Raw genomic sequence first — 11710 nt, 5'->3', positions numbered from 1 at the left:
AAAGATGGCAACAAAAGCTTTTCAAAAGATATATACCAAGATTACTCAGATTACCAAGGCTACTTGTTCGCTGAAAGCGACAGGAGTAGGGTATGACGAGCTTGCCACTGTGGACGGTAAACTGGCACAGGTGGTTAAGATTGCCGGTGACGATGTCACTTTGCAGGTATTTGAAGGTACGGAGGGTATTCCGACCAATGCCGAAGTAGTATTCCTCGGCAAATCGCCTACATTGAAAGTGAGTGAGCAGCTGGCCGGACGTTTCTTCAACGCTTTCGGTGATCCGATTGATGGAGGTCCGGACATTGAAGGACAGGAAGTGGAAATTGGCGGTCCGTCTGTGAACCCGGTTCGACGTAAACAGCCGTCGGAACTGATTGCAACGGGTATTGCCGGTATCGACTTGAACAATACACTGGTATCGGGTCAGAAGATTCCGTTCTTTGCCGACCCCGACCAGCCTTTTAATCAGGTAATGGCAAATGTAGCCTTACGTGCTGAAACGGATAAGATTATCCTCGGAGGTATGGGTATGACGAATGACGACTACCTGTACTTTAAGAATGTGTTCTCTAATGCAGGTGCGCTGGACCGTATCGTGAGTTTCATGAATACGACCGAAAATCCTCCGGTAGAACGTTTGTTGATTCCGGACATGGCATTGACTGCTGCAGAGTATTTTGCAGTAAATAATAATGAGAAAGTGCTGGTGCTATTGACGGATATGACGAGCTATGCGGATGCGTTGGCAATTGTATCTAACCGTATGGACCAGATTCCTTCGAAAGACTCTATGCCGGGATCGCTTTACTCGGATTTGGCAAAGATTTACGAAAAGGCGGTGCAGTTCCCTTCCGGTGGTTCAATCACTATTATTGCGGTGACTACTTTGTCTGGTGGAGATATTACGCATGCTGTACCTGATAATACGGGTTACATCACTGAAGGTCAGTTGTTCCTGCGTCGTGATAGTGATATCGGTAAGGTAATTGTTGACCCGTTCCGTTCATTGTCTCGTTTGAAACAGCTGGTAACCGGTAAGAAGACACGTAAGGACCATCCGCAAGTGATGAATGCCGCTGTACGTCTGTATGCCGATGCCGCTAACGCTAAGACGAAGATGGAAAATGGTTTCGACCTGACCAACTACGACGAACGTACGTTGGCTTTTGCGAAGGACTATTCCAATCAGTTATTGGCTATTGATGTCAATCTTGATACTACTGAAATGCTGGACGTTGCCTGGGGCTTGTTCGGTAAATATTTCCGTCCGGAAGAAGTGAATATCAAGAAAGACTTGGTGGATCAATACTGGCCGAAACAAAATAATTAGACAATTAGACGATTTGCTATTAGGATGATAGTGGACGGATTATATATGTATATAAGAAGTAATTTCAATCGTCTGATCGTAAATTGTTAAATTAGTAAATCAACGAGATGGCTATAAAGTTTCAATATAACAAAACCTCTCTTCAGCAGCTCGAAAAGCAACTGAAAGTGCGGGTGCGTACGCTTCCTATTATTAAGAATAAGGAAAGCGCCCTCCGCATGGAAGTGAAACGCTGTAAAACGGAAGCTGCCGATCTGGAGGATAGGCTCGAACAACAAATTCAAGCCTATGAAGCCATGTTCGCCCTTTGGAATGAGTTTGACGCTTCATTAATAAAGGTGAATGATGTTCATCTTGGCGTGAAAAAGATTGCAGGTGTGCGCGTACCGTTGCTCGAAAATGTAGAATTCGAGATACGTCCGTACAGTATGTTTAATGCTCCCAAATGGTATGCCGACGGTATCCATCTATTGGAAGAGCTGGCTCATACGGCAATTGAACGTGAATTTATGCTCGCCAAGCTGAACTTGTTAGAACATGCAAGGAAAAAGACCACTCAAAAGGTGAACCTTTTTGAGAAGGTGCAGATACCGGGTTATCAGGATGCATTGCGAAAGATCAAACGATTCATGGAAGATGAAGAAAACTTGTCGAAATCTTCGCAAAAGATCATGAAGTCCCATCAAGAAAAAAGGAAGGAGGTAGAGGCATGATTACAAAAATGAAGAAACTCACATTCCTGGTTTATCACAAAGAGTATGAAGAATTCCTGAACAGTCTGCGTGAACTTGGGGTAGTCCATATTGTGGAGAAACAACAGGGGGCTGCTGATAACACGGAGTTGCAGGAGAATATTCGTCTTTCCAATCGCTTGGCGGCTACCTTGAAGTTGCTTCAGAATCAGAAGCATGAAAAGAATGCTGTAATTGCTACGGAAGGTGGAACGGCTGCCCGTGGTATGCAAGTGCTGGACGAAGTGGATGCCCTGCAAACAGAGCATGGAAAGCTGTTGCAGCAGTTGCAAAGCTATGCCAAAGAGAAAGAAGCGCTGGAAGCCTGGGGTAACTTTGAACCGGATAATGTTCAGAAACTGAAAAATGCCGGTTATGTAATCGGTTTTTATAGCTGTTCGGAAGGAAATTACAAGGAAGAGTGGGAAACGGAATACAATGCAATGATTGTGAACCGTATCTCTTCTAAAGTATTCTTCGTGACTCTGACGAAAGGCGGGCAGGAAGTGGATTTGGATGTAGAACAGGCGAAATTACCTGCATACTCTTTGGCACACCTTGAAACGCTTTACAATACGACCGAACAGGCCGTTGAAGAGAATGAAAAGAAGCTGGTTACGCTTTCCGAAACAGAAATTCCTTCCTTGAAGGCTGCTCTGAAAGAGTTGCAAAGCCAGATTGAGTTCTCTAAGGTGGTGTTAAGTTCCGAACAGACTGCCGGTGACAAACTGATGTTAATTGAAGGATGGGCACCTGCATTCAGTCAAGTGGAAATAGAGGCTTACTTGAATGACGCACATGTATATTATGAGATTACCGATCCGATGCCGGGCGATAATGTTCCTATTCGATTGAATAATAAGGGATTCTTTGCCTGGTTCGAACCGATCTGTAAGTTGTATATGCTTCCGAAGTATAATGAATTGGACTTGACTCCGTTCTTTGCCCCGTTCTTTATGGTCTTTTTCGGACTTTGTCTGGGAGATTCCGGATATGGGGTGTTCCTGTTCCTGGGAGCTACGGCCTATCGGTTGATGGCGAAGAAAGTGACTCCGTCAATGAAGTCGATCATTTCATTGATACAGGTATTGGCTGCTTCAACATTCTTTTGCGGTTTGCTGACAGGTACGTTCTTCGGAGCGAATATCTACGATTTGAACTGGCCGATTGTTCAACGTCTGAAACATGCCGTCTTGATGGATAACAATGATATGTTCCAATTATCGTTGATATTGGGAGCTATTCAGATACTATTCGGTATGGTGTTGAAGGCGGTGAATCAGACCATTCAGTTTGGCTTCAAATATGCAGTGGCAACTATCGGATGGATCATCCTGCTGGTTTCCATGGCAGTTTCGGCTTTGTTGCCGGAGGTAATGCCGATGGGAAGTACAGTGCATTTGGTTATTCTGGGTGTTTCGGCTGCTATGATCTTCCTTTATAACAGTCCGGGAAAGAATGTTTTCCTGAATATCGGACTGGGATTATGGGATTCATATAATATGGTCACCGGTTTGCTTGGCGATGTATTGTCTTACGTTCGTCTGTTTGCCCTCGGACTTTCCGGAGGTATTTTGGCGGGAGTATTCAACAGCCTGGCAGTAGGTATGAGTCCGGATAATGTAATAGCAGGCCCGATTGTTATGGTACTGATTTTCGTTATCGGTCATGCCATCAATATCTTTATGAATGTGCTGGGTGCAATGGTTCACCCGATGCGTCTGACGTTCGTTGAGTTCTTCAAGAACTCCGGATATGAAGGAGGCGGTAAAGAGTACAAACCGTTCAGAAATTGAAAATTTGAAGATTAAGAATTAGAAATTGAGAATTAATATTTTAAGAATTAAACAATAAAAAATAGAATAAGATTATGGAAATGAATTTGTTTATCGCCTACATTGGCATCGCGATTATGGTTGGTTTGTCGGGCATCGGTAGTGCTTACGGAGTAACTATTGCAGGTAATGCTGCTATCGGAGCATTGAAGAAGAATGATAGTGCATTCGGTAACTTCCTGGTATTGACAGCTCTTCCGGGTACACAGGGTCTTTATGGTTTTGCAGGTTATTTCATGTTTCAGACAATCTTCGGTATTTTGACTCCTGAAATTACACCTATCCAGGCATCAGCAGTGCTTGGTGCAGGTATTGCTCTGGGATTGGTTGCTTTATTCTCCGCTATCCGTCAGGGACAAGTTTGTGCAAACGGTATCGCAGCAATCGGACAGGGACACAATGTATTTAGCAATACGTTGATTCTTGCCGTATTCCCCGAACTCTATGCAATCGTTGCTTTGGCTGCAACCTTCTTGATTGGTAGCGCACTCGTTGCATAATTTTTAGCAAGAATATTTCCTATAAAGGACTTTCAATCCCCTTGTACATGCTGCTTTGCATGTGCAAGGGGATATTCTTTTTTCATTGTTAGACAACGTTTCTTTCCTCTTCTTAACTCATATTTTTTGTATAAAGTATTATTTTTCAAAGAATAATGTGTACTTTTGCACTCGCATACTAAAAAGAGTTTTAATATATTATATGGTAAAAGATTTATTAACCCCCGATTATATCTTCGAGTCCAGCTGGGAAGTATGTAATAAAGTGGGAGGGATATATACCGTCTTGTCGACACGGGCAAATACATTACAGGAAAAATTCCGCGACAGAATTTTCTTCATAGGTCCTGATGTGTGGCAAGGAAAGGAGAACCCTCTATTCATCGAGTCGGATAACCTATGTGCTGCCTGGAAAGAGCATGCGCTTGAGAAAGACGAACTTTCTGTCCGTGTGGGACGATGGAATATCCCCGGTGAACCCATAGTCATTCTTGTTGATTTCCAACCTTTTTTTGAAAAGAAAGACGATATATACACAGAAATGTGGAATCGTTATCAAGTAGATTCGTTGCACGCCTATGGCGATTACGACGAGGCTTCTATGTTTTCCTATGCCGCAGGAAGAGTGGTGGAGAGTTTCTATCGCTACAACCTGACGGAAACGGATAAGGTGGTATATCAGGCACATGAATGGATGACTGGAATGGGAGCACTTTATGTACAGGAAGCTGTGCCGGAGGTTGCTACTATTTTTACGACCCATGCTACGTCTATCGGTCGTTCCATTGCCGGCAATAATAAGCCGTTGTATGACTATCTGTTTGCTTATAATGGCGACCAGATGGCACAGGAACTGAACATGCAATCGAAACACTCGATTGAGAAACAGACTGCACATTATGTAGACTGTTTTACTACGGTGAGTGAAATAACCAATAATGAATGCAAGGAATTACTGGATAAACCGGCAGATGTTGTTCTGATGAACGGTTTTGAAGATGATTTTGTGCCGAAAGGAAGCACGTTTACCGGCAAGCGTAAGCGCGCACGTACCTTGATGCTTAGTGTTGCCAATAAATTATTGGGAACAAATCTGGGTGATGATACGTTAATTGTCGGAACCAGTGGGCGATATGAGTTTAAGAATAAAGGTATTGATGTTTTTTTGGAATCATTAAACCGCTTGAACAGGGATAAGAAACTACATAAGAATGTGTTGGCATTCATCAATGTACCCGGTTGGGTGGGAGAGCCTCGCGAGGATTTGCAGGCACGTTTGAAGAGCAAAGATAAGTTCGACACTCCCCTCGAAGTACCGTTTATCACTCATTGGCTGCATAATATGACTCATGACCAGGTGTTGGACATGTTGAAATATCTGGGAATGGGCAATCGTCCGGAAGATAAGGTAAAGGTGATTTTTGTTCCTTGTTATCTGGATGGTCGTGATGGTATCATGAATAAAGAATATTATGATATATTGCTGGGGCAGGATTTGAGTGTCTATGCTTCTTATTACGAACCGTGGGGATATACTCCGCTGGAAAGTGTAGCTTTCCATGTGCCGACAATCACTACGGATCTGGCAGGATTCGGACTTTGGGTAAACAGCCTGAAGAACCAGCATGGCATTAATGATGGAGTGGAAGTGCTGCATCGTTCGGACTATAATTATTCGGAAGTGGCGGATGGTATCAAAGATACGATTACGTTGTTTGCGGATAAGACTGATAAAGAGGTGAAGGAAATCCGTAAGCGTGCTGCTGAAGTTGCAGAGCAGGCTTTATGGAAGCACTTTATACAATATTATTATGAAGCTTATGATATCGCTTTGCGTAAGGCAAGGATACGTCAGTTGAGTTAAGAAAGAAATTATTTATCAATAAGTAAACGAAAACATTATGAAAATCAAAGTTAGTAATGTGAATACTCCCAACTGGAAAGAGGTTACTGTGAAATCACGTATACCGGAAGAGTTGGAGAAGTTGTCTGAAATCGCACGCAACATTTGGTGGGCATGGAATTTTGAAGCGACTGAACTGTTTAGAGATCTAGATCCGGAACTTTGGAAAGAATGTGGACAGAATCCAGTACTGTTGTTGGAACGTATGAGCTATGAGAAGCTGGAAGCGCTGGCAAAAGACAAGGTGATTCTAAGAAGAATGAATGAAGTTTATACGAAATTCAGAGATTACATGGATGTGAAGCCGGATGAGCAACGCCCATCTATAGCTTATTTCAGCATGGAATATGGCTTGAGCAGCGTCCTGAAAATATATTCCGGTGGTCTGGGCGTATTGGCTGGTGACTATCTGAAAGAGGCTTCCGACAGCAATGTTGATTTGTGTGCGGTAGGTTTCTTGTATCGTTACGGCTACTTTACTCAAACGTTGTCTATGGATGGACAGCAGATTGCCAACTACGAGGCACAGAACTTCGGTCAACTTCCTATTGAACGCGTAATGGATGCCAATGGTCAGCCGTTGATAGTTGACGTTCCTTATCTTGATTATTTTGTTCATGCAAACGTATGGCGTGTGAATGTTGGACGTATTTCTTTGTATCTGCTTGATACGGATAATGAAATGAACAGCGAATTCGACCGTCCTATCACTCACCAGCTTTATGGTGGTGACTGGGAAAACCGTTTGAAACAGGAAATCTTGTTGGGTATCGGTGGTATCCTGACTCTGAAAGCTCTGGGTATCAAGAAAGATGTTTATCACTGTAATGAAGGACATGCTGCATTGATTAATGTTCAGCGTATCTGCGACTATGTAGCTACTGGATTGACTTTCGACCAGGCTATTGAGTTGGTTCGCGCTTCTTCTCTTTATACTGTTCATACTCCGGTGCCTGCAGGTCACGACTATTTTGACGAAGGTTTGTTCGGCAAATATATGGGTGGTTATCCTTCCAGAATGGGTATCTCATGGGATGACTTGATGGATCTAGGACGTAACAATCCGGGCGACAAGGGCGAACGTTTCTGTATGTCTGTTTTTGCTTGTAACACTTCACAGGAAGTGAACGGTGTAAGCTGGCTGCACGGAAAAGTTTCTCAAGAAATGTTCTCTTCTATCTGGAAAGGTTATTTCCCGGAAGAAAGCCACGTAGGATATGTAACGAATGGTGTTCACTTCCCAACTTGGAGTGCAACAGAATGGAAAGAATTATACTTTAAATATTTCAACGAAAACTTCTGGTTCGATCAGTCTAATCCTAAGATTTGGGAAGCTATCTACAATGTGCCCGATGAAGAGATTTGGAAGACTCGTATGACTATGAAGAATAAGTTGGTTGACTATATCCGTAAGTCATTCCGCGATACATGGTTGAAGAACCAGGGAGATCCTTCTCGTATCGTTTCACTGATGGATAAGATCAATCCGAACGCATTGCTGATTGGTTTCGGCCGTCGTTTTGCTACTTACAAACGTGCACACTTGCTGTTCACCGACTTGGATCGTCTTTCTAAGATCGTGAACAATCCTGATTATCCGGTACAATTCCTGTTTACAGGTAAAGCTCACCCGCACGATGGAGCAGGCCAGGGCTTGATTAAGCGTATCATTGAAATCTCTCGTCGTCCGGAATTCCTGGGTAAGATTATCTTCCTCGAGAATTACGATATGCAACTGGCTCGTCGTCTGGTTTCCGGCGTTGATATCTGGTTGAATACTCCGACTCGTCCGTTGGAGGCATCCGGTACATCTGGTGAAAAAGCTTTGATGAACGGTGTTGTCAATTTCTCCGTATTAGACGGATGGTGGCTGGAAGGTTACCGTGAAGGTGCAGGTTGGGCGTTGACTGAAAAACGTACTTACCAGAATCAGGAACATCAGGATCAGCTGGATGCTGCTACTATTTACAGTATTCTTGAAACTGAAATCCTTCCGTTGTATTATGCACGTAATAAGAAGGGATATTCTGAAGGCTGGATCAAAGTGGTGAAGAATTCTATCGCACAGATTGCTCCTCATTATACCATGAAGCGTCAGTTGGATGATTACTATAGCAAGTTCTATTGCAAACTGGCAAAACGTTTCCAGACTTTGGCTGCTAACGATAATGCAAAAGCAAAAGAAATCGCAGCTTGGAAAGAAGATGTGGTTGCTAAATGGGATTCTATTGAAATCGTATCTTGTGACAAGGTAGAAGAGCTGAAGAATGGTGATATCGAAAGCGGAAAAGAATATACTATTACTTACGTTATCGATGAAAAAGGCTTGAATGATGCAGTGGGACTTGAATTGGTTACTACTTACACAACTGCAGACGGAAAACAACATGTTTATTCTGTAGAACCGTTCAGTGTAGTCAAGAAAGAAGGCGACTTGTATACATTCCAGGTTAAACACAGCTTGTCAAATGCAGGTAGTTTCAAGGTGTCTTACCGTATGTTCCCGAAGAATCCGGAACTTCCACACCGTCAGGACTTCTGCTACGTACGTTGGTTTATCTAATTGCTTGAGTAAAAGTAGGGGAGTATATTTCCCTCACTTTCATACATACATTCAGCCCCTGTATTCTTTGAGAATGACAGGGGCTGAATTTTTTATCTGTTTGGAGAGTGAGGCGTAAAGTCTCGCAAATAAAAAAGACTGTCTCATTTTCTATTTGAGACAGTCTTGTATAAATTTCAAGGCCTTTGGAAAAGCCTTTCTTTGGATTTGTTATTTTACAGCTTCTGCAATTTTAGCTTGAAGTTCTTCTCCGTGCAGACCGCGAGCAATAATCTTACCGCTACCGTCGATCAATACAGTGTGAGGAATGCTGTTTACAGCATAAAGCTGTGCACCTTCACTTTGCCAGAATTTCAGGTCGGACATTTGCGGCCAAGTCATGTCTAGCTTCTTGATTGCTTCTTTCCATACAGCACCATCCTGATCGAGAGATACACCTACGATTTCGAAGTTTTTGCCTTTGTACTTAGCGTATGTTTCTACCAGGTTAGGCATTTCGCGACGGCAAGGACCGCACCAGCTAGCCCAGAAGTCAACCAATACTACTTTTCCTTTGCCTACATAATCAGACAATTTCACTGTCTTTCCTTCCGGAGTCTGCATTTCGAAATCAACAAATTGAGTACCTACAGCAGTCTTTTTCTGCTTGTCAGTCATCTCTTTGATTCTTACGATTGTTTCGTCATTCTGGAAATTAGCAGGAATTTGTTGCAACAAAGCCTCATTTTCGTCCGTAGAGTTATTGTAGAAAGTTTGTTTAAACAAGAATACTCCAACCGGGTTGGTGATATTCTTTTGTACGCCTTCTTTGATTGCTTTGTCATATTGTTCTTCCAGCTGAGCACCTTCTTTTTGTTTGGCCTCTTTCTGCTCATCACTTAAAGATGTATTACCCATTGCCTCATAAATGGCATTCATTTTTTTGCTGATGTCATTGATTTGAGCTCTGATTTCCTGGTATGCATCGTTGTTGGGAGTACCGGTAACAGCGTCATTATCCTTGGTCAGGGCAACGTTGATTTTTCCGTTTTCCAGGAAGAAGTCGATCATCAACGGTTCTCCGTTCACTTCACAAGTGACATAACGGCTAACCACAGAATCTTGTGTGCCTTCAAAGGTAAAAGTACCTTTGGTGATAACGGCTGTATCTAGTTTGGTCAGATTTCTACCATTGGCTTCCTGAAGATAAACGGTGTCACCATCGCTTGCACCTTCTACTGTACCTGTAATAGTGTATCCGGCTTTGTTTCCGCCAGTACAAGCTACCATGCTTAACGCTGCCGTTGCAATAACTAAATAAGTAAACTTTTTCATGCTTTTGTAAAATTGGTGAATAAATATTTATGCAAAGATAGATTTTTTTTCTGTCGGGCATCGAAAAACACTGTTATATTAGATTAACACGTAGGTGGAAACCGCAGAAATGTGTACCTTTGCAGCCCAAACTTTAGTATGAATATGCAAGAAGATAAATCCATCATTGAGGTGAGCCATGTATCGAAGTACTTTGGCGATAAAACAGCATTGGATGATGTGACTCTGAACGTGAAAAAGGGCGAGTTTGTGACTATCCTTGGTCCTTCCGGTTGCGGTAAAACCACGTTGTTGCGTCTCATTGCTGGTTTTCAGACAGCTTCGGAAGGCGAAATCCGAATTTCGGGGATGGAAATAACACAAACTCCTCCCCATAAGCGTCCGGTGAATACGGTATTCCAGAAATATGCCTTGTTCCCGCACTTGAATGTGTATGATAATATCGCTTTCGGCCTGAAACTGAAAAAAACACCGAAACAGACCATTGAGAAGAAGGTGAAAGCTGCTTTGAAAATGGTAGGCATGACGGATTATGAATACCGCGATGTGGATTCTCTTTCCGGTGGTCAGCAACAACGTGTAGCTATTGCCCGCGCCATCGTGAATGAGCCGGAAGTGTTGTTGTTGGATGAACCGCTGGCAGCGCTCGATCTGAAAATGCGTAAGGATATGCAAATGGAGCTCAAAGAAATGCATAAATCTTTGGGAATCACGTTTGTGTACGTCACTCACGATCAGGAGGAGGCACTTACGTTAAGTGACACGATTGTCGTGATGAGTGAAGGAAAGATTCAGCAGATCGGTACGCCGATTGATATTTATAATGAACCTATCAATGCTTTTGTTGCGGACTTTATCGGAGAAAGCAATATCCTCAACGGTACCATGATTCATGATAAACTCGTACGTTTTTGCGGTACGGAGTTTGAATGTGTGGATGAAGGATTTGGCGAGAATGTTCCGGTGGACGTAGTCATTCGTCCGGAGGATCTTTATATTTTCCCCGTTTCGGAAATGGCACAGTTAGTAGGAGTGGTAGAGACTTCTATTTTTAAAGGAGTGCATTATGAAATGACGGTGTTGTGCGGCGGATATGAATTCTTGGTGCAGGATTACCATCATTTTGAAGTAGGGGCTGAAGTCGGTCTGTTGGTGAAGCCTTTCGATATTCATATTATGAAGAAAGAGCGTGTTTGCAATACATTCGAAGGAAAATTGCTGGATGCTACTCATGTGGAATTCCTGGGCTGTAACTTTGAATGTGTTCCGGTGGAAGGAATCGCTTTCGATACGAATGTCAAAGTGGAAGTAGACTTTGAAAAAGTGATTCTTCAGGATAATGAAGAAGACGGAACGCTGACGGGCGAGGTGAAATTCATCCTTTACAAGGGTGACCATTATCATCTGACTGTATTGTCAGATTGGGACGAGAATGTATTTGTAGATACGAACGATGTATGGGATGACGGTGACCGTGTAGGTATTACCATCCCTCCAGATGCTATTCGTATAGTTAAAATAACCGATTAAC

8 protein-coding genes are annotated in these 11710 nt (G+C 42.9%); 7 read left to right on the top strand and 1 reads right to left on the bottom strand.

What is annotated here, in order from left to right:
* The first annotated feature begins 4 nt into the window (after positions 1–4).
* From Bovatus_RS06400 to Bovatus_RS06375, 6 genes are all read left to right on the top strand, one after another.
* Entirely contained in the window at positions 5–1333 is a 1329-nt protein-coding gene (locus Bovatus_RS06400; RefSeq protein ID WP_004297639.1) for a V-type ATP synthase subunit B, read from the top strand.
* A 107-nt stretch (positions 1334–1440) separates the two neighbouring features.
* Positions 1441–2046 (top strand): V-type ATP synthase subunit D, encoded by a 606-nt coding sequence (locus Bovatus_RS06395; protein WP_004297640.1) that lies wholly within the window; start codon positions 1441–1443, stop codon positions 2044–2046.
* Entirely contained in the window at positions 2043–3860 is a 1818-nt protein-coding gene (locus Bovatus_RS06390) for a V-type ATP synthase subunit I (protein WP_004297642.1), read from the top strand. Before Bovatus_RS06395 ends, Bovatus_RS06390 begins: the two co-directional genes overlap by 4 nt.
* 74 nt (positions 3861–3934) lie before the next feature.
* Positions 3935–4399, top strand: coding sequence for a V-type ATP synthase subunit K (locus tag Bovatus_RS06385; protein WP_004297644.1), 465 nt, complete (start codon positions 3935–3937; stop codon positions 4397–4399).
* A 202-nt stretch (positions 4400–4601) separates the two neighbouring features.
* Positions 4602–6263 carry a glycogen/starch synthase gene (locus tag Bovatus_RS06380; protein ID WP_004297648.1) on the top strand — a complete coding sequence of 554 codons (1662 nt, stop codon included), beginning with the start codon at positions 4602–4604 and terminating at the stop codon, positions 6261–6263.
* 37 nt (positions 6264–6300) lie between these two features.
* The gene (locus tag Bovatus_RS06375; RefSeq protein WP_004297649.1) at positions 6301–8865 is read left to right on the top strand and encodes a glycosyltransferase family 1 protein; all 2565 of its coding nucleotides are present in this window, start codon (positions 6301–6303) and stop codon (positions 8863–8865) included.
* A gap of 210 nt (positions 8866–9075) precedes the next feature.
* On the opposite strand, the gene Bovatus_RS06370 is transcribed toward Bovatus_RS06375, so the two are convergent.
* Positions 9076–10179, bottom strand: coding sequence for a TlpA disulfide reductase family protein (locus Bovatus_RS06370; protein WP_004297651.1), 1104 nt, complete (start codon positions 10177–10179; stop codon positions 9076–9078).
* Between the two features lie 138 nt (positions 10180–10317).
* Between Bovatus_RS06370 and Bovatus_RS06365 the strand changes: the two genes are divergently transcribed.
* Positions 10318–11709: a polyamine ABC transporter ATP-binding protein gene (locus tag Bovatus_RS06365; protein WP_004297652.1), complete on the top strand. Its 1392-nt coding sequence runs from the start codon at positions 10318–10320 to the stop codon at positions 11707–11709.
* Position 11710 lies beyond the last annotated feature (1 nt).

This window comes from Bacteroides ovatus, assembly GCF_001314995.1.
In the GTDB taxonomy this organism is placed as follows: domain Bacteria; phylum Bacteroidota; class Bacteroidia; order Bacteroidales; family Bacteroidaceae; genus Bacteroides; species Bacteroides ovatus.
The sequence above is the reverse complement of the archived record's forward strand: the minus strand, read 5'-3'. Positions and strand labels throughout refer to the sequence as shown.

Bases quoted from the DNA above. Each gene is read 5' to 3' on its own strand.
- Bovatus_RS06400 (WP_004297639.1), top strand. From the start codon at position 5: ATGGCAACAAAAGCTTTTCAAAAGATATATACCAAGATTACTCAGATT.
- Bovatus_RS06395 (WP_004297640.1), top strand. From the start codon at position 1,441: ATGGCTATAAAGTTTCAATATAACAAAACCTCTCTTCAGCAGCTCGAA.
- Bovatus_RS06390 (WP_004297642.1), top strand. From the start codon at position 2,043: ATGATTACAAAAATGAAGAAACTCACATTCCTGGTTTATCACAAAGAG.
- Bovatus_RS06385 (WP_004297644.1), top strand. From the start codon at position 3,935: ATGGAAATGAATTTGTTTATCGCCTACATTGGCATCGCGATTATGGTT.
- Bovatus_RS06380 (WP_004297648.1), top strand. From the start codon at position 4,602: ATGGTAAAAGATTTATTAACCCCCGATTATATCTTCGAGTCCAGCTGG.
- Bovatus_RS06375 (WP_004297649.1), top strand. From the start codon at position 6,301: ATGAAAATCAAAGTTAGTAATGTGAATACTCCCAACTGGAAAGAGGTT.
- Bovatus_RS06370 (WP_004297651.1), bottom strand. From the start codon at position 10,179: ATGAAAAAGTTTACTTATTTAGTTATTGCAACGGCAGCGTTAAGCATG.
- Bovatus_RS06365 (WP_004297652.1), top strand. From the start codon at position 10,318: ATGAATATGCAAGAAGATAAATCCATCATTGAGGTGAGCCATGTATCG.